The organism is Hydrogenispora ethanolica, assembly GCF_004340685.1.
Taxonomy (GTDB): Bacteria; Bacillota; UBA4882; order UBA8346; family UBA8346; genus Hydrogenispora; species Hydrogenispora ethanolica.
Genome location: NZ_SLUN01000014.1, coordinates 57,745 through 83,028 on the forward strand (window position 1 = coordinate 57,745; position 25,284 = coordinate 83,028).

The following is a 25,284-nucleotide window of genomic DNA, read 5'->3' on the forward strand; positions in this document are numbered from 1 at the left end:
CGGCCGGCCGCGAATGAAGTTCCCTGCGCCGGACCAACATCATCATATTTTATCCCCATTGTCGTAATTCCGTAACTTAAAATTAAACAGCGACTACGGTAGAATGAAGCGCAAGAGCGGGGAATGCTCCGCTCATCCTATCAAAAGGGGGAGAGAAAGTTGCAGAAGAGTTTCATAAAAAAAACCCGGGTCCGTTTATGGATGGCCGTGGCGCTGCTCATCGCCGGGTTGGCCTGGGGGACGACCTACGCCGCGGCTCCGAAGGTGAAGATCAAAGTCTGGACCATGAACCGGCACGACGCGGAGTATATGACGGCCATGGTGAATCAGTTCAACAAGCAAAACAAGGATAACATCGAGATCGTGTACCAGATCTTCACCGACAACTATCAGCAGACCCTGGATCTGGCCTATGCCACCGGCGAAGCGCCCGACGTATTCATGGACGCCACCGGGGTGTATGAGAAACGGCTTCCCGCCGGCGATCTGGCCGCGCTGGATTCCTATCTGACCCCGGCCTTTAAGAAACGGTTCGGCAACGGAGCATTTCTCGACGGAATCAACATGGAGAAAGGCAGCATCTATTCCCTGCCGGCTATCGGGACCACGCCGCGGCTGATCTATAATAAAAGCATCTTTAAGCGGGCGGGGATCAAGTCGCCTCCCCGGACCGTGGCGGAGATGGCTAGGGACGCCAAATTGATCAGCACCAAGCTGAGCAAAGAGGGGATCTTCGGCTATGCCCAGAATTTCAAGAACCCGACCCAGGCCCTGTCGCGCTCGGTCGATTACATCATGATGCGGAGCGGCGGCGTTCGGGAGGGGTACGACTTCAAGACCGGCAAATTCGACTTTACGGGATATAAGCCGATCCTGCAGGCCTATAAAGAGATCTTCAGCTCCAACGGCGCCTTCCCGGGCTGCGAATCGCTGGATATCGACCCGTTGCGGACCCAATTCGCCGCGGGCAAGATCGGGATGTATATCTCCTGGACCCACTCCGAGCCGGGAGTCTATCAAAACCAGTTCCCCACCAAAGAAGCCTGGGATATGGCGCCCTTGCCCACCATCAGAGGGGTCAAAGGCTCCAACCGGATCAACCTGGCGGGCCGTTTTTGGCTGATGAACAGCAAGACCAAGTCTCCCAAAGACGCCTGGAAGGTGATGGAGTTCCTGTACAGCGATTCGTTGCTGGGCGGTTATTACGAGCGCGGCTTGGGCCTGGTGATGGTCCCCTCCGCGGTGAAAAAGGCCAAAAAACCGGAGACGGTCCAAAAATGGCCGGCCATCCAATTCGACAAGCACGACAAGATCTGGCCAAATATCCCGCTCAATGTGCGGCCCGAGGGGAAAGACATGTATCAGGTCTTCGCCGAGATCATCTTCGGCGCCACGGACCTCGACCGGGGCCTCGCCGACCTCAACGCCCGATATAATCAAGCCTTTGACAAGGCGGTCAGCGAGCATAAGAGCACCCGCATCGTCTATCCGAATTTCAATCCCGCCGAACCGGGCAAGGTCTTCCAGAAGTAACTCAAACGAGTGGAAAACGCGGCGGCTACGGATTGAAACGTAGCCGTCGCCCGTAAGGAGAACAATCCGATGGCATCCATCCAACAATTCAAGCGCAATCACCAAATTTATCTCATGCTGACCCCGAATCTGCTGATCTTCCTGGCCTTGACGATCTATCCGGTGATCTGGGCCCTGCAGTACATGTTTTTCAGCTACGACGGGATCAACGCCGCCAAATTCGTGGGTTTCGACAATTTCATCCGCCTGTTCACCCGGGATGACGTCTTCTGGCGCTCGGTCGTTAACACCCTGGTGTATGTCGGCGGCAAGCTGGTCTTGACGCTGCCCCCCGCCTTCATCCTGGCGGTGATCCTCAACCGGAAATTCAGGGGCCAGGGGTTGCTCCAGGGGATCATGTTCAGCCCGACCATCATGAGCACGGCGGTGATGGCCCTGATGTTTTACCTGATCTTCAATGTCTATAATGGCGTGCTCAACCATTTGCTGGTGGCCACGGGCCTGATCCAGGTGCCCATCAACTGGCTGGGCAAGGATCTGGCCATGTTGACCTGCGTTATGGTGGGGGCCTGGGGCGGCATCGGCAATTACATGATCTATTTTCTGGCGGGGTTGCAGAGCATCCCGAAGGAGATTTATGAAAGCGCGGAGTTGGATGGGGTAAACGGTTTCCAGCGGATGGTCCACATCACGATTCCGATGATGGGCCCGATCCTGCAGGTCATTTTGATGCTGTCGATCATCATCGCCTTTCAGGACATGCAAAGCATCATGGTCCTCACCGAGGGCGGCCCTTTCTCAGCCACCCAAGTGATGTTCCTGTACATTTATCAGTTGTACTTTCCGATCTCGGCGTCAGCCAATACGCTGGTGAATTCGGACTTTGGCTATGGCGCGGCCGTCAGTATCGTCGCCGCCGCGATTATCGGGGTCGTAACCTGCGTCTATCTTTACTGCTCGCGCAAGTTAGATTATTAAAAGATGAGGCTGGAAATGATGGAGAAAATATTCAAGGCGGCGGCCCAGACACTGAAGTGGTTATTCATTCTGATCATGGTGGCCTTCACCCTATACCCGGTCTTCTATACGCTGGTCGGTTCGCTCAAGACCAATGCCGAGTTGATCTCGGGCAGCACCCTGTTGCCGTCCCGCTGGATGTTCTCGAACTATAGCGCTGCCTTCCGGCAAGGCAACTTCATGCAGTACACCTGGAACAGCGTATATTTGAGCGCCATCGTGACGGTGCTGGCCCTGATCACCTCGTCGCTGACCGGATATGTCCTGGCCCGGCACGAGTTCCCCGGGCGGAAGCTCCTGCTCGGCATGCACCTGGCCTTCATGTTCGTGTCCCTGGGAGCGGTTTCGCTGTACCCGCAATACCGGCTCATGCACTCCCTGGGACTCACCGGCAACCTGCTGGGGCTGGCCCTGGTGTTGACGGGAGGGCAGGGGACCAATATCTTTTTGACCATCGGCTTCATTAAAACATTGCCCAAGGAGCTGGATGAGGCGGCGCTGATCGACGGCTGCAGTTTCTTCCGGGTTTACTGGAATGTGATCCTGCCGCTGCTCCGGCCGATCCTGGGCGTAGTGGCCCTCTTTACCTTCCGCACGGCGTGGAACGATTATATCACCTCCTTTGTCTTCACCATGTCCAATCCGCTGCTCAAGCCGCTGACCGTGGCAGTGGTCAGCCTGCGCTATTCGGCCAATGCCGCGGCGGAATGGAATATCATGACCGCCGGGGCGTCCATCGCCCTGCTGCCGGTGCTGATTCTGTACTGTTTCACCAGAAAACAATTTATCTCCGGCCTCACCGCGGGTTCGGTCAAAGGCTGAACCCGAGCGCCGCCGGACCCGGAACAATCATTGCCGGATCGCGCTTTTGAAAAAGGGAAAACGGCGGATCGCGCGGAAATGATGAAGCAAACGCTTCATGGCGGAAACGGACTGGGGAACGACGATGTGGGATTGGCTCGGCAACCTGAAACTCAAGCATAAGATCGCTTTGCTGTGCATGGCCCTGATCGTGGTCTCCACGCTGATATCGGCGGTTCTGTTATACCGGTATGTCGCGGCGGAGATCCGTCAGAACGCCTATGTCAGTTCCGCCGATCTCTTGACCCAGGTGAGCAATTTTCTCGATGAGAAGCTGAAAGGGATCATCCGGCGGGTTTACGCCCTGGAATTGAACCAGGATTTCCACAAAACCCTGGCCAATTTGTTGTTCAACGAAGAGAAATACCGTTACGCGCTGGCGTTGTCCCGCTTCGCCAATTCCTTTTCGGAGATCCGCTCCACCGAAACCTTCACCTCCTCCATCTTCATGGATACCCCCAAGGGGGAGTTTTTCGACCTGTCCAAGATCAAGAATCCCTCCTTTCACTTTAAAAGTTCCCGCCTCTCGCGGGAGCTTCGTTTCGAGCCGGGCCAGGCCGTTTACTGGGGGAAAAGCCGGCGGGACGAGATCTACCGCGACGCCAAGCCGGTCATTCCGATGGTGTTTCAATTCGCCATCGACGGCTATAACGGCGATCTTCACATCGTCGTCAACCTGGACCGGGAGGTCATCCTGGAATATCTAGGCCAGATTTACTCCGGCGCGGGCAACTGGATCGCCATCCTCGACGAGCGGGGCCATGAGGTGGTATCCGGCCGGGACCGAACCACCCGGTGGCTCTTGCAGGATCGGGCGGCGCTCCGCCAAATCGCCGCCGGCCAACAGGGACGGTTCAGGCGCCGCTATCAAGGGGCCAATTATAGCATCAGCTATCAGGGTATGGCGGTGGCGCCCTGGAAGATCGTGAATATCCAGTCCGAAAAGGTATTGCTGAAAAAAGTCAATGCGTTCGGCGCGTTTCTGTTCATTTTGACCGCCGCCAGCATCGCCGGAGGGCTGGTATTGACGCTGTTCCTCTCGCGCAGCATCACCCAGCCGCTGGCTGCGCTCGAAAGCGCCATTCAGAAGGTGACCCGGCGCGATTTTGACGTGACCTTCGTCTACCGGTACCGCGACGAAGTGGGGCAGCTGGGGCAGAGCTTCAATTTCATGGTCGGCGAGATCAAGGGGCTGATCCAGAAGCTAAACGAATACATCGCCCGGCTCCGGGAGGAAAAGGAGAAAGTCCGGAGCGAACAGGTGCTCAAACGCCGGGCCGAGCTGAAGGCGCTGCAGGCGCAGATCAACCCCCATTTCTTATACAATACGCTGGAATCGATCCGCTGGATGGCCGATAAGAGCGGCGCCGATGATATCAGCCGGATGACCATCGCGCTGAGCACGCTCTTCCGGACCGGCCTCAATAAGGGGAGAGAATTCATCACCATCGGCGACGAGCTGGAGAATGTCGCCAGCTACCTCACGATTCAAAAGATGCGCTACGGCGATCAATTCGATTTCACCATCGATCTGCCGGAAGGGCTGCAGCGGTTGATGACCGTCAAGCTGATCCTGCAACCCATCGTCGAAAATGCGATTTACCACGGGATCAAGGAAAAGGATGGCGCCGGCGTCATCCGGATCTGCGTCAGGCGCGTGGCCGGTTCCGCAGACCTGGAGCTGCTGATCGAGGATGACGGCCGGGGAATTCACCCCGCCAAGCTGGAGTTGATCAATCAGAGGCTGGCCGGGGGAATGCCCGCCGCAGCGCTGTCCAGCGAGGGCGAAGGGTATGGGATCTATAACGTCAACGAGCGGATCCGGCTTTATTTCGGGGACCGCTACGGCCTGAAGTTCGCCAGTAAGTGGGAGCGGGGAACGGTGGTCCGGATTTTGATCCCCGCCCTGAACCAGGAGGAGATAGCCAAGTATGTACAAGTTGCTGGTGGTTGACGACGAACCGATTATTCGCGAGGGCATCCGGCGCTTTATCGCCGGGCATCCCACGGGTTTCACCGTGGCCGGCGAGGCGGCCAGTGGCAAAGAAGCGCTGGAGCTGCTCCCGGAGCTGCTGCCGGATGTCATTATCACCGATATCTGCATGCCGATGCTCAACGGGATCGAGCTGATCGAACAGGCCCAAACGGTCAATCCCGATGTGAAAGTGATCATCGTCAGCGGCTACGATGATTTCGAATACGCCCAAAAAGCGGTGCGCCTCGGCGTCTTCGACTACCTCCTCAAACCGGTGGCCGCCGCCAAGCTCATGGAGGCCCTGGGCAGGGTCAAGGAAGAATTGGAGCAGCGGGGCAACCTGTTGCGGGATCTGGATGAGCTGAAGCGCCGGGTCCGGGAGAGCCTGCCGGTGCTGCGGGACCGTTTTTTCCACGATTTGATCGTCGGCAAGGTGGCCGCCGACGGCTTGGAACAGCGCTTGGCCTACCTCGATCTGAAGCTGGCGGGCCGGCTCTACGCCATCGCCTTGCTCAAGGTCAAAACGCTCCCGGCGGGCCGGGAGGGGAGCATCGCCGGCGAAGGGCTGCTCCAATGTTCGCTGGTACAAATCGCCGAAAGCGTCTTTCCCGTTGCCTTCAAACCCCATTGTTTCTTCCTGTCCGGCGACAAGCTGGCGTTGTTGTTGGCCATGCCGGACGGCGACCGGCAGCGGGCCTTCATCGCCCTCAACCAGAACCTGCAGCGCACCGTCATCGCGGTCCAACGCCACCTGGCGCTGGACGCCTATGCGGCGCTGGGCGGGCTGTACGATAGCTTGCCGCAGATCCAACATTCCTACGCCGAGGCCAAGGAGGCCCTCCGCTTCAGCCTGCTCAATGAGAAGAGCAATGTCACCAATTTCGAGGACATTCATACCGGCAGTGAAACGCAATGCGCCCGCCCGGTGGAGCTGGAGCGGCAGCTTTTGTCCCAGGTGAAACTGGGCGAGCGACAGGCGGCGCAGCAGACCGCCGCCATGCTGCTCGGCTATTACCGCGGCCTGCCCGATATCAAGCCGGCCCGCTTCAAACAAATGCTCTTCGAGATTGCCGTATTGATGCTGCGCATGGTGGAGGAGGCGGGCGGAATCATCAAAAATGTCACCCGGGACGAGGCGGCGACTCCTTATGACCTGATTCACCGCTGTGAGACGTTTCAGGACCTGCAGCAGTTTCTGACCGGTTTTACCCTGAGCTGCCTGGCGGAGATCGAGAAGGTGCGGGCCGGAAAAGGCTATACCCTGGTGGAAAAGGCCAAGGAGATGATCGACGCCGCCCTGAGCGACAATGAGCTGGCGATGGATCAGATCGCGGCCCGGCTGTTCATCAGCCCCAACTATCTGCGGAGCCTCTTCAAGCAGCAGGTGGGAGAGTCCTTTGTGGAATACGTGACCCGGATGCGCATGGAGCGGGCCCGCGCGCTGCTGGACGACGCCACCCTCAAAATTTATGACATCGCCGCGCTGGTCGGTTATGTCGATCAGCATTATTTCTCGATCTGCTTTAAGAAATATTTCGGATTGACGCCGACCGATTACCGGGAGTTGCAAAGATTGCGGAATCCCTGAGGAAAAAGGTGGGACGGCATTCCGGTCTCTCTCGGACCGCCGGGCCTTGCCCGAAGGTTTCGGGAGGCCAGGATGATCCTTGGGAAGAAAGGATCATGGGATTACACGCCGTTTCAGAGAACTCGCAAGATGGGCTTTCTTTTATGATGGAATCGTTTTGTGGATAGTGATCTCTTTGAGGCGTTCAATGAGCTCATTTTGTGAATCAAAGAGTTCGTTCGGTCGCTCAGCAAGCTCATTTTGTGAATAAGAGAACTCTTTTTGTGAATGAGCAAGCTCGCTCAGTCGCTCAGCAAGCTCTTTTTGTGGATAAGCGAGCTTGTTTTGTAAATGAGAGAGCTTGCTCAGTCATTCAGCAAGCTCTTTTTGTGGATAAGCGAGCTTGTTTTGTGAATGAGAGAGCTCTTTTTCGGAAGAATGAGCTCATTCAGTCGTTGAACAAGCTCATTTTGTGAATAAATGAGTTCTTTTTGTGAATAAGCGATCTATTTCTGTGGATAAACGGTATCGTTGAATGTGGTTAATGAATTTTGGCTGTGGATAAGTCGGGGAAGTACCAGTTAAACCGTCTAAAGTTAGGGGCCGGGCTTTCAGGCGGAGAGGTCGTCAACGGTGTGCCGGGAAGAAAAAAGATAAAGGTTGGAGAAGCAGATTTCAGAAAGGTTTGAGGAGAATATGTCGAAATTTTACATGGAAAATAAATACGGGTTTTAGAACATTAACCTGTTTGACCTGTTTAAGAATTAGAGGGGCTTTAGAGGCCATGTGATAAAACCGCTGATTAGAGCAGATGAACTGGTTAAGCCGAATTGATTGAATACTTGATTTTGAAGATCAAGAATCTAATCATCAGGGGTCAATTAAAAATTGGTGAACCGGAAGTGAAGCTGGAGATGACCTATGATCCCGAAATCCATCATCGCCGTTCCATTCGCCTGAAAGGATACGACTATTCGCGGGCCGGATTATATTTTATCACCATCTGTACCCAGAGCCGGTTACATTTATTGGGCAAAATTGAAAACGGGGCAATGATCTTGAATGACGCGGGGCGGATGGTGGCAACGGTTTGGAATGAAATCCCCCAACATTATAGCGGTTTTGCCATCCATGAATTTGTCGTCATGCCCAATCACATCCACGGCATCATCGAAATCATGGCAATGGTAGGGGCAGGCCCCCGTGCCTGCCCTGGTGGATCATGTAATCACCGTGATGGATCATGCAATCGCCGTGATGGATCATGTAATCACCGTGCCTGCCCTGATGGATCATGCGATCGTCCTGGTGGAAGATGCAATTGTCCCATTCCCGAACGACCACGGAACGGCCAACCATATGATACGGGGCAACGATGTGATGGGCAACGATGTGTGGGGCAACCACAGGGGGTTGCCCCTACGGAAATTCCGGTGGATTTTTCGGTGGGCATGGTGAAAACAATGGGATCGACGGCGGTGAATTTGCCCAATGTTGTTCAACGGGATGGTCAATTATGCAATTCTGGACAATTACGGTGTGAACATCAATGGAACGGGCAACCACACGATACGGGGCAACGATGTGATGGGCAACGATGTGTGGGGCAACCACAGGGGGTTGCCCCTACGGAAATTCCGGTGGATATTTCGGTGGGCATGGTGAAAATAATGGGTTCGACGGCGGTGAATTTGCCTGATATTGTCCATCGGTTTAAAACATTAACCACCAAACGCTATACCGACGGGGTAAAACAATGCGGCTGGGTTCCTTTTCCCGGCAGATTGTGGCAACGCAATTATTACGAACATATTATTCGGAATGAAAATTCGTATCAAATGATCGCTGAATATATCGTCAATAATCCGGCAAATTGGTCAAAGGACGGTTATTATGGCTGCTAAAATCACTGAATCCCAGAGCGAACAATTCGCTGTCGAACTCCTCGTAAAACAGGGCTGCCAATTCATTTACGGTCCCGATATCGCTCCCGACAGTGAAACGCCGGGGGCGACAGCCGTTTGAGGATGCTCTTCTGCTTGAAAAACTGCGGAATGCGGTTGCCCGGATTAACCCAAGAATCTCCACGGCCACACCAGCCCCACGGTCCTAGCCGTCGGCATCGAGCTGGACAAACTGCTAAACCGGTATCATTGGGAGGAAAAACCCGACCCAAACCTGGATTCAACGGATGAAAGGATGAACAGGTTTAAAACACCGGCTGTTACAAGGGTTTGAATCCGGTAATCCTTGAATCGGGCGAATCATGGTTCGGACAAAAGGTCTTAATTGAGCTCCCGCTCCGGGAGCGGGTCGGCGGTTGCCTGGGCGAACGCCAAGCGGTCCAGGTCCCCGAAAAATTGTTGCTGCTTTTGTGGCGCGATGTACCCCAATTCAAGGCCGGTGGCTTTGGCGACAAAAGGATCCAAACAGCAGAGATCGGCTTTGGACAGATCGGCCAATGAAGTTTTGCCAGCGGAGATCGCGACCTGTTCCATTTCTTGCACACAAGCGTTCAGATACCGGAACAAACTCCGGGCTCCCTTCTCAATATCGAGCGAATCGGTCATTTTGCCGGTGTAAACCACCAAGGAAGTCGGCGGCTCGAAGGGGACGGATTCCACCATTTGTTCGCTGATCAGCGCCATGACCGCGGCGGTGCCGATATAAACCGCGTCGGCTCCGAGGGCGATCGCTTTCAGCATTTGACCCGGGGTTACCAAGCCGCCCGTAGCCAGCAAATTCACAGCGCCGGCCGCCTTTTTTTCGGCCAGGAACTCGGCCGCCCGGGTCACGGCGAACAGCGTCGGCAGTCCGACATCATCTTGCAGCGTCGGCGAGCCGCCGTGAGTTCCTCCCTCGGCGCCGTCGAGGGTGATGAAATCCACCCCGGCCTCCAGGGCAATCTGCAATTCCTTCTCCAGGTGATGGGTGGCGGCGATTTTGAGGCCGACCGGCACCCTGGTCTCGTGCCGCAGCCTGCGGACCAACTCGATGAAGTCGGCCTGGGTATCGACGCCGGGCAGACGGGAATGGATCACCGCGTCTTCGCCGTCTTTCAGGCCGAAAACCGCTTGATAATCCGCGCCGATGTTTTTGGCGGTGGTCCGTTGGTAGGTCGAGCCCTGCGCCCCCTGGCCCAACTGGATCTCAATCGCATCGAGCAGCCGGTATTGCTCCGGAGCGTTCAACCAGCCGCCCCGGTTATACTGGCCGATAAAAAGCTGGGCCGCCTCCCGTTCCTCCATTAGTAGCCCGGCCTCACCGGAATTGGTGGCCGTACCGGCCATGGTCGCGGCCTTGGCCAGGGCGATCTTGGCGCTTTTGCTCAAGGCCCCGCCAAACGACATCGCCGCAATCATCACCGGAATGGAGATGGTCAAGGGTTTCCTGGCCCGCTGGCCGATGGTTACCGAGGTCCGGATCGTGACGTTTTCCGGGGTTGGAAAACTGGAGAGGTGTACCGGGTTGAATAAGATTTTCTCCCAGGGGGAAAAGTGGACCGGACTCCCCAAAGGCCTGGGAATCGGACTGCCCTGGGCCGCGCGCATGGCGATTTCCACCAGGTAGATGGGATTCACTTTTTTAGCGGCCGGTACCAATTCAAAGAGGTTCTCCACATACTGGTCCCGGATCATCCGGGTCAGGGCTTTTTCCAATGTTTCGTGGGCCACGGACCGGACCCAATTTCCCACCAGTTTAAGCACGATCGCTGCCTCCCGAAAAGGTTTCTTGCTCGACCGCGGTTTCGATCTCCTCGATCTTTTGGGCCATGGCCAGACACATTTCTTTCATGGTTCCCAGCTGCCGCGCGGCGTTTTGCTCCTCGGCCGCAATATCCATGATCGCCCGGTCGTCGAAATTGGATAGCTTGCGATAATGCTCCCGTTCGGTCATGGACAAGGTTCCGGCCATGGTTTCGATGCGGTTGATTTCGGAATGGATATAAGCCAGAGTATTCTTTAGATCTTGTCGGCTCAAAGATTCATCACCCTTCGAAAGTTTTTGGATATCCTTGGGATTATTAACGCTGCATGGCCAGCTCTCCGCTTTTCCGGATTTTGTGACGGTCCCCGAAGCCGCGGCCGGATTGCTTGCAACGCCGTTAGTTTGCCAAAAAGGATCACTTGATTATGCACCGGGGCCTCATCCCCGGACCCGGTTTTTTGATTGCGGCGTCCCAGGCTTCCCTGGACCTCCAAGTGAAGGGGCCGCCGGCAATGATCCTCCAAAACGGGACCAAAAGAATTGGAATTGAAAAAGGAAAAGCCGGCCGTCGGTTGAATATAGTGCGTATCGGACACAGCCATCATCAACGGCCGCCTTTGGACGGGGTGGCGAAGTGGATGGAGAAGGAATCAGGGACCATGCCGAACTTGAAGACAGGAACCAACGGCCGCGGGCCATGGCGATGCATCCTGTGGGCCGTGCTGCTCGCGGTGTTGACGGGTCTTCCGGTCCAGACCCACCGGGTCTGGGCGGATGGCGCGGAGAACCGCTATGCCGCGCTGGAATCCTATATTCCCGCCGCGATGAAACAAAGCCGGGTCCCCGGCCTGGCGCTGGCGATCTTTGACGGGCAGGGCATTGTCTACAGCAAGGGATTCGGCGTCAAAAAAGCGGGCGCCGCCGATCCGGTCGGCGAGGATACCATCTTTCAGGCCGCTTCCCTTAGCAAGACGGTGACCGCGTATGCCGCGATGATCCTGGTGGAACGGGGCCAGCTCGGGCTGGACGAACCCCTGGGCCATTACTTGAAGAAGCCGTACTTGCCCAATCCGAGGGATGCCGAGCGGATCACCCTCCGGATGGTACTCAATCATACCTCGGGAATGTCCAACGATTCCGATGGCAAGGACCGCAAGGTGTATTTCACGCCCGGAACGCGCTTCTCCTATTCCGGAGCCGGATTCCGCTACCTGCAGCAGGTGCTGGAAGAGGTGACCGGTTCGGGGTTCGCCGAATGGGTGGAGCGGGAGGTCTTCAAGCCGCTGGGGATGAACTTAAGTTCTTTCGCATTTCAAGAGGAGCGGCTGGCGTTGATGGCCTACGGCCATGAGGCGGGAGTGGCCTTTCCCATCGCCCGCAAAGCGGTCAATGCCGCTTACAGCCTGCTGACCACCCCCTCCGACCTGGCCCGGTTCTATGCGGAGGTCTGCCGCCCCACGCTGTTGAAGCCGGAGACCGTCGCCATGATGCTGACCCCGGCGGTGCAATGGCGGAAGGATATCTACTGGGGCCTGGGCTTCGGGATTCTGAAGTCGCCGGACGCCGCTTTCTTTTGGCATTGGGGCAATACTTATTACTATACCAATATGATGATCGCCGGCAAAGACTCAGGAACCGGTGCCGTCATCATGACCAACGGCAATACCGGCATGCGCCTGGCCGAGCGCCTGGCCATCAAAGTCGCCAATGAGTATCTTCTCGAAACGGGAGCGGCGCTCAACCCGGAGACCTTCGATTTTATCCGGTGAATCCCGGCAATCGCGCTGATCCTGGTTCAGCCGGTGAAATTATCAGTCCAATATAACGATCAAAGAAACAGGAAGGGAAGAAAAATGCAGAACACCATCCAGAACCAATCCTTAAAAATCACCGTCAAGTCCATGGGGGCCGAGTTGAGTTCGCTGCGGACCGCAGCCGACGATTTCGAGTATCTCTGGCAGCCGGATCCCCAGTATTGGAGCAGGCAATCGCCGCTGTTGTTTCCCATCGTCGGCCGGGTGGAGGACGACCGTTATGTGTTGGACGGCCGGGAGTATCCGCTGGAGAACCATGGCTTCGCCAAGGACAGTCTGTTCGAGCTGATCGAGGAGCGCGCCGACCGGCTGGTCTATCAATTGCGCAGCGATGAGCGGACCCTGGAGAAATATCCGTATCATTTTCAGTTGCAGGTGAGTTACAGGCTGGACGGCAGCGAGCTGATCATCGGGTACGCCGTCAAGAACACCGACGCCCGGACGCTCTGGTTTTCCATCGGAGCGCATCCCGCCTTCCGCTGCCCGCTCGGGCCGGAAGAAACGATGAACGATTACCGGCTGGAATTCGCAGAGCCGGAACGGGTTGAACGGCATTTTCTCAAGAATAACCTGTTCACCGGAGCCACCGCCCTCTGCCTGGACGGGGAGAAGACGCTGCCGTTATCCTACGAGCTCTTCCAAGACGGCGCCCTGGTCTTCAAGGATTTACGCTCCAAGCGGGTGACGTTGCGAAGCGACCGCAATCCCCGTTCGATTTCAGTGGCTTTTGAGGGATTCCCGTTTCTGGGGATCTGGTCGCCGCCCGGACCCTTTGTCTGCATCGAGCCGTGGTACGGCGTACACGGGACCAAAGACGCCGGCCTGAGCTTTCAGGAGAAAGAAGGGATCCGGTCGCTGGCGGCCGGAGCGACCTTCGCCTGCGAATACCGGATCAGTGTGAAATAAAGCTGGTCCGTGCCCGGGTTTACCTTGCCTCGCGGGGAATAGCGACGGCTAGTGCGCCGCCGCTGTTCCCCGTTTCTGTTTCCGGGATCTCTTCCGATGGCCCGCCTACTTCCCGCCGAGATGGGCCGTATCCCGGAGCGTCTCGAAGATCTGCAACTCCTTCAGAATCCCCACTACTTCCTCGGCGCTATGCCGGTCGAACTTCTTGAGAATGCTGTGAATCTGGCTTTTGACGGTATTGGCCTCGACGTTCCGGATATCGCAGATCGCGGCGCGGCTTTTGCCCTGAACCAGCAGGTCCAGCACGTCCAGTTCGGTCGCTGTCAGCTGGGTCACGATATTCAGGTAGTAGACGAAGCTGGCTTCGGCCGATTTGACCCGCATGAATTCTTTCCGGATCTTCTGGGCGATAGTGGGGCGGATCGGCGAACGGTTTTCATAGGCGTCGCGAATGGCGGTCACAATGTCTTCGGGCTTGGCGTTCTTGACGATGTAATCGACCACCCCGGCCTGGAACGCCGCGAAGACCAGTTCGTCTTCTTCGTAAACGGTCAGGATGATGATCTTCAGCTCCGGAAACTGCTTGAGAATCTCGCGGGTGGCGGTGATGCCGGCCATCCGGTTCTCCATCTCAATATCCATCAAAATGACGTCCGGCCGGTGGAGCGTCGCCAGAATCGTGGCCTCGTAACCGGTTTTGGCGTTGCCGACCACTTCAAACTGGGGGCTTTCCGCGATGATTCTTCCGATTCGCTTGTGAATCGTCTCAATATCGTCGGCGATGAGGACTTTAATGGCACGCTCCGTCAAGCCGGCCACCCCTTTCTGCCTTCGGTTTCATAAAAAATTCGGTTCGTTCCAAGCCGCGGGGGTGATATTTTATCATCCCCGCGGCTTTTTGGAATAGGGTCAGACGATCACCGGGAGGATGATCGTAAACGTGCTGCCCTGCCCCGGCGCGCTCTCGACAAAGATCTTCCCATGGTGCGCCAGGATGATCTTGTGCACATAGGAGAGGCCGATGCCCCAGTTTCTGGAGGAGGATTTGGTGGTATAAAACGGTTCGAAGACATGCTTCTGTTGCTCGGGAGTCATTCCCACTCCGGTGTCGGCGATCGCGATCACGCTCCAATTGTCATGGTTCGTGATGCGGACGGTTATCGAGCCTTCCCCTTGGCCGATGGCATCCAGGGCGTTATTCAAAATGACGGTGATGGCTTCTTTCAAATGCTTGCAATCCAGGAAAACCGCGGGGTTCACCTCCGGGAAGGCATAGTCGAACGCGATCCGGGGCGGGAGCGTTCTCTGGAAACTTTGCACCGCCTCACTTACGGGAGTGATGAGCCCGGCCGGCCGGAGATCCACATCGATGCTCTTGAACCGGTCGTACAGTTCGTTCAGGCGTTCGATCACCTGGTCGCAGGTGGACAGGATGGTTTGGGCGCTCTCCAGCAGATCTTCCTGGCCCTGCAGCTTGCTCTGCAAATACTCGGCCTCGCCTTGAATGGAGATGAGCTGGTTTTTCAGGGCATGGCTGAAAACCCTGGCGCCGAGATGGGCGATGTTGATGCTCTTGGTGATATGGCTCTCCTGCTTCCGGTAGTAGGCCTCCACGGCGCTGAGTTTCCAGGTGGCGTAGATGATGATGGGAAAAGCGATAAAGCCGAAATAGCGCAGGATCAAAAACAGCCAGTCCTTTTCCGACAGATCGACCACATTGAAGCTGACGTAATCGGCCAGCGCCGAGACGGCCATCAGTTCCTTGGGCGCCCAGAAGAAAGTGAGCAGAAAAAGGGTGATGACCGGAATGAAACCTAACAGGACAAAAGCGGTATAATTCCGGACAAACGGTATATGGGTCCGGTGGTTTAAGTAATTGACCAACAGCGCGACCGCCCCGAGCAGATAGCCGATATTGACAAAGCGCGTTACATCATACACGACTTTAATAACCGTATCAAACTGGTGAAAGGAAAGCAACGGCGGATCTCCCGCGATTAACAGCAGATAGATCTTTTTATAGGCGACCGGGTCGTAAATAACCATTTCAAGTATTGGGACGAGGAGCAGCAACATGTAGCGCTTGAGGTTTTTCCGATCGTGGCCGGCGCAGGTGAAGGCAATGGCATAACAGGCGAAGGCGTAGACAAACAACAGGATCCCGAAGTTCATCACCCGGATCAGGTTCACCTGGGCCACATTCATCAGGGCGATCTGATTCCACCAACTATACGGAAGATTGAAGTAGCGGTTGATGAAGAGGGAATAGATATTGTTTTTGTCCAGATACAGGACGAAGCCGTAAGGCGAACAGAACCAGCCCAGGATCACCAGACAGATAAACCACGAAGTCCGGCTCTTGGGATTCTTATAGACGACCATTAACGTGAAGGCGATAAACAGCAACGATAAATAATACAAACTTCCATCTCCCGGGTCGGTTTATATAAAGAAGTTCTATGACTTTCTTGCATCCCTGAACTTTATGGCACTCCGCCTTTTGGTGAGCAATTATCACAATGTTTTGTAAAAAGGGTGAAAATTTATCAACTTTACAGATCGAAAGATTTTCATGATAATGAAAACAAAGCTTTACAAACCCATTATACCAAATAGAACCCGGTTTTTGAAATGAGAATGAGGGAGGAGTCATGCATGAAGAAGTTGTGGCGTTTTTTATTTCCGATGTTCGTATTGTTCCTGTGCCTGCAAGTGGTGATCTGTTACGGCAAGGCCGGCACCGTCACCATCCGAGTGATGGACTGGAGTGACAGCACTAAGAGCATCCGCGAGGAAGTATTCCGGGATTACATGCGCAAGCATCCGAACATTAAAATCGAGTATACCCAGCTGACCATCGACCAATACAAAAATACCATCTTGACGGCGGTCAAATCCAACGATACGCCGGACCTGTTTCCGGTGCCGCCCGGGATCAAACTGGCCGCGACGGTAGCCGACGGCTGGTATCAACCGATGAATCGGTTCCTGGACAAGAAATTCACCAATAGCTTTATTGACGGGACCTTTATCGAAGGCACCACCATGATCGGCGGGAAGATTTACTCGCTGCCGGAGTGGCTGACCCTGCCCAGCACCGCGGTTTTCTATAACAAAAAGCTTTTGAAAGAGGCTGGCCTGGATCCGGAGAAACCGCCCAAGACGTATTCGAAATTCCGGGAGTATGCCAAGAAGATCACCGAAGCCGGCAAAGGAAAGTACTACGGAATCATCGAAGGCGGAAAACAGCTAAATCGCTGGAAATCAACGGCGCAAGACTGGTCATCGCTCGGCGGCAGTGGGCTGAATGAGTATACTCCGGTCAGCCTGGCGACAGGCAAGCCGACCTTTGATTCGAAGGCGGTTTTGGATACCTTCGAACTATTTAAAAGCCTGGCGGAGGACAAAAGCTTTCACCCCTATACCATGAATATCTCCGCCCCCGAAGCCAGGGCGCTCTTCGCTCAAGGCCAGGCGGGATTCATTGTCCAGGGTTCCTGGTGCATCGCGCCCTGGAAGAAAGACAATCCTAACCTGCAGTTGGGCGTCATGGCGCCGCCCCTCCCGGATGACGGCCGGAAGGGTTCGGTAGCGCTTTTCACCGCCGGCGCCTGGATGGGTCTGTCCGCCAAGTCCAAGCATCCCAAAGAAGCCATGGCAGTACTGAAAGATCTTTATCGGGCCGATGCCGCCGGATATCAGGCCAAAGTGGTCGCAAGCGGCGCTTTCTTCTCGGCGGTCAAAGGCGTGAATGACAAATTCTTAAAAGACCCCGATCTGATGGCCTATTACAAAGTATTCTCCGAATACGGCCGGTTCGCGCCCGACCCGATCATCCGGAATCCGGAGATCGCCCAGGTCTTTGCGGAGATTAAAGAGATCCACCCCAACCTGGCGGAATTGCTGCAGGGAACCGTGGCCGGTGCCATTAAGGATCCGGCTCGCGATCTACGGGAGCTTTCGCAGAAATCCGAAGCGGAACTGATCAGAGCAGTCGACGCGGCGAAGACCAAGGGCGCCAAGGTAAAAATCACCGATTTCAAATTCGCCAATTGGGACCCGATGAAGGACTACGTGGCGAAGGATTATGCCAAGCTGAAGTAATGAAGACCGCAGTGGCAGGCAGAAGCAGTCTCTGCCTGCCATCACGATAACTCGGGGAATCGGGCGAAGGAGAATACCATGACACAATCGCTGTTTTATAAACAACACCAACGGCGGATTAACCTCTGGTGTTGGGCTTTCTTGGCTCCCACCCTGGTGCTGTACATCCTGTTTCAGGGGTGGCCGATCATTGCCAGCTGGTATTATGCCATGTTGGACTGGTCGGGAATGAGCAGCCATATCAATTTCGTGGGCCTCAAAAACTTTCAGGAAGTGGCGGCAGACCGGTATTTTTGGAACGCCTATCTTAATAGTTTCAAGTTTACCGCCGGAGTCGTGCCGTTACAGTTGGTTTCGGCATTGCTCATCGCGCTGATCCTCAATAATGTGCGGCTCAAAGGGAGGAACATTTACCGGACGGTATTTTTTCTGCCGGTCGTGACGGTGGCATCCATCGTCGGAATCATCATGATCTTCATCTGGGGCCCCAACGGACCCGTCAACGGTGTCTTGCAGTCGTTGCAAATCCTTAAAACTCCCCTGAACTGGCTGGGCGATATCAATTTGGCCATGGGAACGGTGATCGTCATTTTCACCTGGAAAAACATGGGCACCAACATGATCTATTGGCTGGCCGGCTTGCAGAGCGTGCCGCAAGAGCTCTATGAGGCCGCCAGGGTGGACGGGGCCAATAGTTTTAATACCTTCCGTTTTGTGACGTTGCCCCTGATTATGCCGATCGGAATTGTGATCGCCCTGCTGAATGTGGTGGGTTCCCTCAAGGTGTTCGATATCATCAAGACCATGACCGAAGGCGGACCATTTTTTGCAACCGACGTGGTGGCGACCTATATCTACCGTTACGCTTTCTCCAGTGAGCTGGGGTTGCCGAGACTGGGCTACGCGTCAGCCGCAGGAATCTTTTTCGGGTTGACGATCATTGTGATCGCGGTCCTTCAGGCATTGATCACCAAAGGACTCAAACGGAGGCAGGCTGATTTCGAGTGAGTAAGCGAAAGCGGAGGGAAGACAATGAATTCTAGCCCGGTGGCTAAAGGGAAAAAGCATTTTGGCATGATGATCGTTCACATTTTACTGATCGTTGCCGGTTTTGTATGGGTTTACCCCTTTTTATGGATGCTGGCGGCTTCCTTTAAAACTTCGGAAGAGTTTTTTTCCAAAGGGCTCAGCCTGATTCCGGCCTCCTTCAATTTGGCCAACTTCATCAGGGCCTGGAATGCGGCTAAGTTCAGCCAGTGCTTCGCCAATACCCTGGTGATCACCGCCAGCGTGGTGGCGATCGTCCTGATCGTGAGCGCCATGGCCGGTTATGTCGTGGGCCGCTACTCGTTCAAGGGAAAGAACATGGTGATGGGGATCTTCGTGGCCAGCATGTTCATACCCCTGGGATTTACGATTATTCCGATCTTTGAGATCATCAAGATGATGGGCCTGCTCAATACGCGGCTGGGCATCATCCTCGCCGAATCCGGCGGTTCCCACATCGTATTTATCCTGCTCTTTGCGGCGTTTTTCAAACAGATACCCAATGAGCTGGAGGAGGCGGCCTGGCTCGACGGCTGCGGTTTCTTCCGCAATTTCGTCCAGATCATGCTTCCGCTCTCGAAACCGGTGATCGGCAGCGTAATCATCATGCAGTTCATCTGGACCTGGAATTCGTTTTTCCTGCCCCTGGTCCTCAGCCTCAGCAATTCAAAGCTCTGGACGCTGGCGGTGGGCCTGTACGCCCTGAAAGGCGAGTATGTGGTGGATTGGACCGGGATCGCGGCGGGCGGATCCATCGCGCTGGTCCCGATCATTATCGTATTCCTTTTCCTGCAGCGGTATTTCGTCGAAGGAATCGCCGGTGCGGTAAAATCGTGACGTTTAAAGTGAATAAACCCTAAGCTTTTGTGAACGATCTGACCCTCGGAAGGGGTTTACCACGACACTTTTGGATGGAGGCAAGCTGCAAATGAAAAAGGTAAGAGTGGGAATTATCGGCACCGGCTATACCATCGGCATCGCCAACCAGCATGTCGCGGCCTATCGTGCCAACGGGCGCGCCGAGTTGACGGCCATCTACGATATCCTGCCGGGCCGGGCGGCCGAATGGGCGGCCCAAAAAGGGATTACCGGCGTAACCATCTGCGAAAGCATCGAGCAACTTTTCGGTCTGGTCGACGCGGTCAGTCTTTGTACGCCCAACTGCACCCATGTCGATCTGGCGATCAAGGCCATGGAGGCGGGCAAACACCTCATCTGCGAGAAACCGTACGCGCTGAGCTACGAAGAGGGAAAGAGGGCGGTCGAATGCGCCAAAGCCCATCCCGGCGTGGTGGCCCTGATCGGCTTTAACTACCGGGAGATCCCGGCCATCAAGTACATGAAGCAGATCATCGACGCGGGCACGATCGGCCAAGTCTATTCGTGCCGGCAGGAATTGGGCGGCGCAAGGATTGCCGATCCCACCGCGGTGAAGTTGGAATGGCGGATGCAGGAGAAACTTTCGGGCAGCGGCGCCCTGGCCGATTTCGGCTGCCATATGCTGGACCTGGCGGACTACCTGTTAAGCGATACCCAGGGGAAGATCTGCGAGGTGCAGGCGATGCGCAGCACCATGATCCGGGAACGGACCGTGATCGGGGACGAAAACCGCAAGGCGGCGGTCACCAATGACGACATCGCCGTCTTCAACGGCCGGATGCCCAGCGGCACCTTGCTTTCGTTTTTATCCTGCCGCATCGGCATGCCGCGGCAGATGATGGAGATCGTCGGCGAAGGCGGTATGTTGATCTTTAACGGCAATCCCAACGAAGTTGAGGTATGGCTCAAAGAAAAGAACGGCGGCTATGACGGGAGCAAGCGCCAAATCGTCCCGGTCCCCGATGAGTGCAAGGGCGAAGAAGGCCACAAGGGGCTGGTCAACGAGTTCATCGACGCTATTCTGGACGGGAAACCCGCTGTTCGCAACCTGGAAAGAGGTCTATATATCCAGTATATCCTGGATATGTTGCAGAAATCGGCCGATGAGGCCATGACCGTGAAACTGTAGCGGATCTTCCTGAGAAAAGGCGGAGGAGAAACGATGAAAGTCGGGCTTTTAACCAACAGTCTCGCTTGGGCGGGCATGAAGGAACTGCGGGAGATCGCCGCCTGGGCGGCGGCCCACGGCTTTGCCGATCTTGAGGTGGGACCGAGCATTCCCCTGGACGAGCGGGTATTTAATGAAGTTTTGGAAGAAGGGGGGATCGGCATCTCGGCCCTGATCTACTGCCGCAACTTCTTAAGCGAGAATCCGCAGGAAGCTGCGGAGCATCAGCGCAATTTGAAGGAAAGGCTCGTCTTCGCCCATCAAGTGGGCATTCAAAAGGTGGTCTGTTCCACCGGGGTCACCCCGGCATCCTTTAACGGCATGCGGTTTGACCCGGAAAAAAGCGTCGCGGCCGTGGCCGAGTTCTTGCAGGGCCTCGCCGATTTGGCCGAGGCGCAGCAGGTGAAGATCTGTATTGAAAACTGTCCGATGATGGGGAACATCGCAATATCGCCTTATATGTGGGAGATTCTTTTTGACAAGGTCCGTTCGGATTATCTGGGATTGGCCTTCGATCCGTCGCACATGGTCTGGCAATTCATGAGCCCCTATGAGAACATCATCAAGTTCCGGGAGAAGATCTTCCACGTTCACGGCAAGGATACCGAGGTGCTCTACGACAACTTGAACCGGGTCGGCATCCTGCATAACATCACGACCGAGGGCCACTTTTATCCCCAGCAATGGTGGCGGCACCGCCTGCCCGGACTGGGCGATCTCGACTGGAACAAAATCGTGGCCAACCTGGATGAGATCGGCTACACCGGCGTCATCAGCATCGAACACGAAGATCCGGTATGGGAAGGGACGCTGGAAAAGGTCCAACAGGGTTTGCTGAAAGCGAAGAACCATATTGAGAGTTTTTTATAAGCGTTGTGATAAATCCTGTCCGAAGGCCAGGGTGAACACAAAAGCTCAGAGAAGCAAGGGATAAAGTCGTTTTTAAACTCTTTCCAGGGCTTCTATCAAGAGTTGCTTCATCATTGCGAGAAAGGATCTGATCGAGTATGAAACTTGGCTGCCATGCGGTGCTATTCAGAGAGCGGATCAAAACGGAGACGGAGGCGATCATCCGCGGCCTGGCGGAGACCGGTTTTCAAGGGGTCGAAATCGGCTCGCGTTTTTTCGGGACCGGCGAGAAACAAGAGCTGCTGGGTTTATTGGGGCGTTACCACCTGGAACTCTCCGGGATGCACGTCGGCGGAGAGTTGCGGGACTGGATCGACAAGGAGGAGGCGATCTCCGCCAAAGTCTTGGCGGTCGCCGAATTTGTCAAAGATACGGCCAACCCCAATGTGGTTTTATCCGGCAGCCGGATCGCAGGGCCGGCGGATCTCCGGGCCATAGCCCAAAATATTGAGAAAGTGGCGGGGCAGTGCCTGCGGATGGGCGTCCGGCTCAATTATCACAACCATGACTGGGAGTTCGCCGCGGAGGCGGCGCTCTTCAAAGCCCTGGCCGCCAACGCGCCGAGCCTTTATTTCGGCTTGGACCTCGGCTGGGTATGGGCCGGCGGTTTTGACCCCATGGCCATCGTCAGCGAAGTTGTGCCACGGGTTGCCTATGTTCACCTGCGGGATCCCAAGGGTCCGGGGAAAGAATTTGTCAATCTGGGCGAAGGGGTATTTGACTTCTCCAAGCTGATGTCCGGCTTAAAAACGGTTTTGCCGGAAGATGGCTGGGCGGTCGTCGAGTACGAGGAAGGCGAGCCGGACTTCGGCCGGTATGCCAGGGCCAAGGCCTTTTTGGACAGGGTAATGGAAACGGGATTGTAAAGGAGGGATGGTCCGTTGCCAAAATTAAAAGTGGGGATCGTGGGCTGCGGCCGGATTGCCGTGGTATACCGGGACGTCTTCAAAAAGTGCGGGGATCAGATGGAACTGCGATGCGCTGTCGATAAAGTGCGGGAGCGGGCCGAATCCTTCACGGCCGATTTTAGTTGCGCCGCGTTGGACCATTTTGATGCGGTGTTGGAGCAGGACCTGGATGTCGTCCATATCTGCACGCCGCATTTCTTGCATCCGGAGCAGGTGATCCGCTGTCTGGAGGCTGGTTTCCATGTCCTGACCGAAAAACCGATGGCCATCGCGCTGGATGACGCCGACCGGATGATCGCGGCGGCCCGCGCCGCCGGCAAAAAACTGGGCGTGATCTTTCAAAACCGCTATATTGAAGGGATCGTCGCAGCCAAAAAGCTGATCGACGGCGGCAAGCTGGGAAAGATTACCGGGGCCTGGTCCCACCTGACCTGGTGGCGGCCGCCGTCCTACTACGAATGCGACTGGAAGGGCAGCTGGGAGAAGGAAGGCGGCGGGGTCCTCATCGACCAGGCCATTCACAGCGTCGACCTGGTCCAGTATCTGGTGGGCAGCCCGGTCGCCTGGATCCACGGCCATATCGACAACCGGATCCTCAAGACGGTGGCGGTGGAAGATGTGGCCGACGCGGCCATCGGCTTTGAGAACGGCTGCATCTATTCGCTGTTTGCCTGCAATTACTACACCCATAACGCCCCCATTCAGATCGAGATCATGGGTGAAAAGGGAAAGGTTCATCTGAAGGGATTTGAGGTGACGGTGGAGATCGAGGGGGAATCCGCTCCGATCGTCCCGGCGCCCTTGAACGATGTGAATATCCCGGGGCAAGGGTACTGGGGTGTCTATCACTGCCGGCAGATCCGGGAGTTTTACGATTGCATCCTGGGGGACCGGCCGGTGGCGATCGACGGCGTCGAGGGCAAAAAAGCGCTGGCCATGGTGCTGGGGGTCTACCGGTCCTCGCGCGAGAACCGGAGAATCTTCCTGGAGAAAGGAATGGGACAATGAAGCCGCTCACACTCGATTATTCAAATATGCTGGCCCATGTGACAGAGAAGGATTTGGAGGCGGCGATCGCCGGGCAGCGGACCCGGTTGGAAGGGCTGCTGGACCCGCCGGCCGCCCAATCCGAGATGCTCGGCTGGGTGAATGTCGATGGTTGCACCGGCGCGGCGCTGGTGAGCCGGATCACGGAGACGGCCCGGGAGATCCGGGAAAACGCCGAGGTGTTCCTGCTGATCGGCGTGGGCGGCTCCAATCAGGGGGCGCGGGCGGTCATCAAAGCCTTGCAGCCGGACGGAATACCGGAGATCCTCTATGCCGGCAACAATCTTTCCCCGCGCTATCTCGAACGAATCCTGGCCCAAATCCGGGGCAGATCAGTCTATGCCAATGTGATCGCCAAAAATTTCGCCACCCTGGAACCGGGGATCTGCTTCCGCATCATTCGTCAATTTATGGAAGCGGCCTACGGGAAGGAAGCAGCCGCCGCGCGGATCATCGCCACCGGTTCTCCGGATGGCAGCAGCCTGGAACGGCTGGCCTCGGCCAAGGGCTATCGCTTTCTGCCGTTTCCGCCGGATGTCGGCGGCCGGTTTTCGGTGCTCAGCGCGGTCGGGCTGTTGCCGATCGCGGTCAGCGGCGTCCCCATTCAGGAACTGCTCCAAGGGGCGCGGGACATGGCGCGGCTCCTTAAAACCCAGCCGCTCACCGAAAACATCGCGGTGCGGTACGGAGTGGCCCGCAATCTGCTATTGGCGAAGCGCTTCCGCCTGGAGATCCTGGCCTATTTCGAACCGCTGCTGAAATACTTCGCCAAATGGTGGGTCCAGCTTTTCGGGGAGAGCGAGGGGAAGGATGGCACGGGTATTTTCCCGGCCGCCTGTTCATTCAGCGAGGATCTGCATGCGCTGGGCCAGTATATCCAGGACGGCCGCAAAATGATCTTTGAAACCTTTATCAATCTGGAGGAGCCCGGGGCCAGGCTGCCGATCCCCGCAGACCACGGCACGGCGGATGGCTTTGATTATCTGGACGGCAAAGATTTTACCGACTTGAACAAGATCGCCTTTGAGGCGACGGTTAGGGCGCACGTCGCCGGTGGGGTTCCGGCGCTGATCCTCAATGTCCCGGCATTGACCCCTTATTATCTGGGGCAGCTGTTCTATTTCTTCGAGTATGCCTGCTATATCTCCGCCACCATCCTGGGGGTCAATCCCTTTGACCAACCCGGCGTGGAGGCCTATAAGACCCATATGTTCAGCCAGTTGAAGCGCAAAAACAACCCGTAACGCCAGGAACAGCCGGGCTTGGCGGAAACGGATGTTGATGACGGACGGGAAGGAACTCTCAGAGCGAATTCCAGTCCTTCTTTTTTAAATGCTGATAATGTTTGTAGCAGAGGTAAAAACAGCCGTAGACCAACGGGAAGCGATAGATTCCTCTCCAGTGGGTCTCAACGATCAAGCCGGCTTTCGTCAGAAAAACGCCGATATACACCCCGAGCCAGGCGTAGGAGGAAAGATAAAGCGGCAAAACATACCATTCTTTCCGGGCCGGCAGGAAGTGCAGGAACAGCATCACCGCCGCGGCCCAGGATAGGTTGATGAAAAAGGGCGAACCCCAGAGCTCAAACGGCTCGGCGTGGATATAGTGATAAAGGTTCAATGCCTTAAATAGCATAACGAGGATCGTATCCAGACCGGTCCCCCAGAGCAGGCTGAACCAGAAGGTCCGCTGCAACTCTTTGCGGGGGACGAAGGCCAGGACGAAAAATAACATGACGAGGGCAAAAACCGGATAATACAAGCGATTGGATAACTCCACCGCAATACTCCTCAAACCTGGAATAATTCTATTATCCGTACCCCTGGCCAATTTATGCGGTT

Annotated in this window: 22 protein-coding genes; 17 read left to right on the forward strand and 5 right to left on the reverse strand. The window is 55.8% G+C overall.

Going from position 1 to position 25,284, the window contains the following annotated elements; translation table 11 throughout:
• Window positions 1–159: 159 nt before the first annotated feature.
• From EDC14_RS12470 to EDC14_RS27560, 7 genes are all read left to right on the forward strand, one after another.
• On the forward strand, window positions 160–1,533 hold the full coding sequence (locus EDC14_RS12470) for an ABC transporter substrate-binding protein (protein ID WP_165907988.1): 1,374 nt from the start codon (window positions 160–162) through the stop codon (window positions 1,531–1,533).
• A gap of 69 nt (window positions 1,534–1,602) precedes the next feature.
• A complete protein-coding gene (locus EDC14_RS12475; protein ID WP_132014631.1) occupies window positions 1,603–2,511 on the forward strand; it encodes a carbohydrate ABC transporter permease in 909 nt (302 codons plus the stop codon).
• A gap of 15 nt (window positions 2,512–2,526) precedes the next feature.
• Complete coding sequence (locus tag EDC14_RS12480; RefSeq protein ID WP_243662917.1) at window positions 2,527–3,372, forward strand: carbohydrate ABC transporter permease; 846 nt, start codon at window positions 2,527–2,529, stop codon at window positions 3,370–3,372.
• 97 nt (window positions 3,373–3,469) lie between these two features.
• Window positions 3,470–5,365, forward strand: a complete 1,896-nt coding sequence (locus EDC14_RS12485; RefSeq protein ID WP_132014632.1) for a cache domain-containing sensor histidine kinase — start codon at window positions 3,470–3,472, stop codon at window positions 5,363–5,365.
• Window positions 5,343–6,974 (forward strand): response regulator, encoded by a 1,632-nt coding sequence (locus tag EDC14_RS12490; RefSeq protein WP_132014633.1) that lies wholly within the window; start codon window positions 5,343–5,345, stop codon window positions 6,972–6,974. The genes EDC14_RS12485 and EDC14_RS12490 overlap by 23 nt, the downstream gene beginning before the upstream one ends.
• Window positions 6,975–7,783: 809 nt before the next feature.
• Complete coding sequence (locus EDC14_RS12495; protein WP_132014634.1) at window positions 7,784–8,857, forward strand: transposase; 1,074 nt, start codon at window positions 7,784–7,786, stop codon at window positions 8,855–8,857.
• On the forward strand, window positions 8,847–8,978 hold the full coding sequence (locus EDC14_RS27560; RefSeq protein ID WP_279388755.1) for a hypothetical protein: 132 nt from the start codon (window positions 8,847–8,849) through the stop codon (window positions 8,976–8,978). Before EDC14_RS12495 ends, EDC14_RS27560 begins: the two co-directional genes overlap by 11 nt.
• Window positions 8,979–9,238: 260 nt before the next feature.
• On the opposite strand, the gene EDC14_RS12500 is transcribed toward EDC14_RS27560, so the two are convergent.
• Both EDC14_RS12500 and EDC14_RS12505 read right to left on the reverse strand, forming a co-directional pair.
• The gene (locus EDC14_RS12500) at window positions 9,239–10,660 is read right to left on the reverse strand and encodes an FMN-binding glutamate synthase family protein (RefSeq protein WP_132014635.1); all 1,422 of its coding nucleotides are present in this window, start codon (window positions 10,658–10,660) and stop codon (window positions 9,239–9,241) included.
• Window positions 10,653–10,934, reverse strand: a complete 282-nt coding sequence (locus EDC14_RS12505; RefSeq protein WP_132014636.1) for a hypothetical protein — start codon at window positions 10,932–10,934, stop codon at window positions 10,653–10,655. Before EDC14_RS12505 ends, EDC14_RS12500 begins: the two co-directional genes overlap by 8 nt.
• Before the next feature lie 365 nt (window positions 10,935–11,299).
• On the opposite strand from EDC14_RS12505, the gene EDC14_RS12510 reads away from it, so the two are divergent.
• Both EDC14_RS12510 and EDC14_RS12515 read left to right on the forward strand, forming a co-directional pair.
• A complete protein-coding gene (locus EDC14_RS12510; protein WP_165907989.1) occupies window positions 11,300–12,430 on the forward strand; it encodes a serine hydrolase domain-containing protein in 1,131 nt (376 codons plus the stop codon).
• An 84-nt stretch (window positions 12,431–12,514) separates the two neighbouring features.
• Window positions 12,515–13,381: an aldose 1-epimerase family protein gene (locus EDC14_RS12515; protein ID WP_132014638.1), complete on the forward strand. Its 867-nt coding sequence runs from the start codon at window positions 12,515–12,517 to the stop codon at window positions 13,379–13,381.
• Between the two features lie 105 nt (window positions 13,382–13,486).
• Here EDC14_RS12515 and EDC14_RS12520 read toward each other — a convergent pair whose 3' ends face one another.
• Together EDC14_RS12520 and EDC14_RS12525 are read right to left on the reverse strand one after the other, a co-directional pair.
• Complete coding sequence (locus EDC14_RS12520) at window positions 13,487–14,191, reverse strand: response regulator transcription factor (RefSeq protein WP_243662918.1); 705 nt, start codon at window positions 14,189–14,191, stop codon at window positions 13,487–13,489.
• A 99-nt stretch (window positions 14,192–14,290) separates the two neighbouring features.
• The gene (locus tag EDC14_RS12525) at window positions 14,291–15,802 is read right to left on the reverse strand and encodes a sensor histidine kinase (protein ID WP_132014639.1); all 1,512 of its coding nucleotides are present in this window, start codon (window positions 15,800–15,802) and stop codon (window positions 14,291–14,293) included.
• Window positions 15,803–16,036: 234 nt separating this feature from the next.
• Between EDC14_RS12525 and EDC14_RS12530 the strand changes: the two genes are divergently transcribed.
• The 8 genes from EDC14_RS12530 (at window position 16,037) to EDC14_RS12565 (ending at window position 24,687) form a co-directional block, all read left to right on the forward strand.
• Complete coding sequence (locus EDC14_RS12530) at window positions 16,037–17,485, forward strand: ABC transporter substrate-binding protein (protein WP_165907990.1); 1,449 nt, start codon at window positions 16,037–16,039, stop codon at window positions 17,483–17,485.
• A 78-nt stretch (window positions 17,486–17,563) separates the two neighbouring features.
• Complete coding sequence (locus EDC14_RS12535) at window positions 17,564–18,493, forward strand: carbohydrate ABC transporter permease (RefSeq protein ID WP_132014641.1); 930 nt, start codon at window positions 17,564–17,566, stop codon at window positions 18,491–18,493.
• A 24-nt stretch (window positions 18,494–18,517) separates the two neighbouring features.
• The gene (locus EDC14_RS12540; RefSeq protein WP_243662919.1) at window positions 18,518–19,369 is read left to right on the forward strand and encodes a carbohydrate ABC transporter permease; all 852 of its coding nucleotides are present in this window, start codon (window positions 18,518–18,520) and stop codon (window positions 19,367–19,369) included.
• A gap of 91 nt (window positions 19,370–19,460) precedes the next feature.
• Window positions 19,461–20,540 carry a Gfo/Idh/MocA family protein gene (locus EDC14_RS12545; protein ID WP_132014642.1) on the forward strand — a complete coding sequence of 360 codons (1,080 nt, stop codon included), beginning with the start codon at window positions 19,461–19,463 and terminating at the stop codon, window positions 20,538–20,540.
• A 33-nt stretch (window positions 20,541–20,573) separates the two neighbouring features.
• Window positions 20,574–21,449: a sugar phosphate isomerase/epimerase family protein gene (locus EDC14_RS12550; protein ID WP_132014643.1), complete on the forward strand. Its 876-nt coding sequence runs from the start codon at window positions 20,574–20,576 to the stop codon at window positions 21,447–21,449.
• Between the two features lie 137 nt (window positions 21,450–21,586).
• Entirely contained in the window at window positions 21,587–22,354 is a 768-nt protein-coding gene (locus tag EDC14_RS12555; protein ID WP_132014644.1) for a sugar phosphate isomerase/epimerase family protein, read from the forward strand.
• Window positions 22,355–22,369: 15 nt separating this feature from the next.
• Window positions 22,370–23,404 carry a Gfo/Idh/MocA family protein gene (locus tag EDC14_RS12560; protein WP_132014645.1) on the forward strand — a complete coding sequence of 345 codons (1,035 nt, stop codon included), beginning with the start codon at window positions 22,370–22,372 and terminating at the stop codon, window positions 23,402–23,404.
• Window positions 23,401–24,687, forward strand: a complete 1,287-nt coding sequence (locus EDC14_RS12565) for a glucose-6-phosphate isomerase (protein WP_132014646.1) — start codon at window positions 23,401–23,403, stop codon at window positions 24,685–24,687. Before EDC14_RS12560 ends, EDC14_RS12565 begins: the two co-directional genes overlap by 4 nt.
• Window positions 24,688–24,745: 58 nt before the next feature.
• Here EDC14_RS12565 and EDC14_RS12570 read toward each other — a convergent pair whose 3' ends face one another.
• On the reverse strand, window positions 24,746–25,222 hold the full coding sequence (locus tag EDC14_RS12570) for a hypothetical protein (protein WP_132014647.1): 477 nt from the start codon (window positions 25,220–25,222) through the stop codon (window positions 24,746–24,748).
• Window positions 25,223–25,284: the final 62 nt, after the last annotated feature.

Coding starts and splice junctions, on each gene's coding strand:
- EDC14_RS12485 (WP_132014632.1), top strand. CDS start 3,470: ATGGCGGAAACGGACTGGGGAACGACGATGTGGGATTGGCTCGGCAAC.
- EDC14_RS12535 (WP_132014641.1), top strand. CDS start 17,564: ATGACACAATCGCTGTTTTATAAACAACACCAACGGCGGATTAACCTC.
- EDC14_RS12490 (WP_132014633.1), top strand. CDS start 5,343: ATGTACAAGTTGCTGGTGGTTGACGACGAACCGATTATTCGCGAGGGC.
- EDC14_RS12565 (WP_132014646.1), top strand. CDS start 23,401: ATGAAGCCGCTCACACTCGATTATTCAAATATGCTGGCCCATGTGACA.
- EDC14_RS12540 (WP_243662919.1), top strand. CDS start 18,518: ATGAATTCTAGCCCGGTGGCTAAAGGGAAAAAGCATTTTGGCATGATG.
- EDC14_RS12515 (WP_132014638.1), top strand. CDS start 12,515: ATGCAGAACACCATCCAGAACCAATCCTTAAAAATCACCGTCAAGTCC.
- EDC14_RS12480 (WP_243662917.1), top strand. CDS start 2,527: ATGATGGAGAAAATATTCAAGGCGGCGGCCCAGACACTGAAGTGGTTA.
- EDC14_RS12475 (WP_132014631.1), top strand. CDS start 1,603: ATGGCATCCATCCAACAATTCAAGCGCAATCACCAAATTTATCTCATG.
- EDC14_RS27560 (WP_279388755.1), top strand. CDS start 8,847: ATGGCTGCTAAAATCACTGAATCCCAGAGCGAACAATTCGCTGTCGAA.
- EDC14_RS12555 (WP_132014644.1), top strand. CDS start 21,587: ATGAAACTTGGCTGCCATGCGGTGCTATTCAGAGAGCGGATCAAAACG.
- EDC14_RS12545 (WP_132014642.1), top strand. CDS start 19,461: ATGAAAAAGGTAAGAGTGGGAATTATCGGCACCGGCTATACCATCGGC.
- EDC14_RS12550 (WP_132014643.1), top strand. CDS start 20,574: ATGAAAGTCGGGCTTTTAACCAACAGTCTCGCTTGGGCGGGCATGAAG.
- EDC14_RS12510 (WP_165907989.1), top strand. CDS start 11,300: ATGGAGAAGGAATCAGGGACCATGCCGAACTTGAAGACAGGAACCAAC.
- EDC14_RS12530 (WP_165907990.1), top strand. CDS start 16,037: ATGAAGAAGTTGTGGCGTTTTTTATTTCCGATGTTCGTATTGTTCCTG.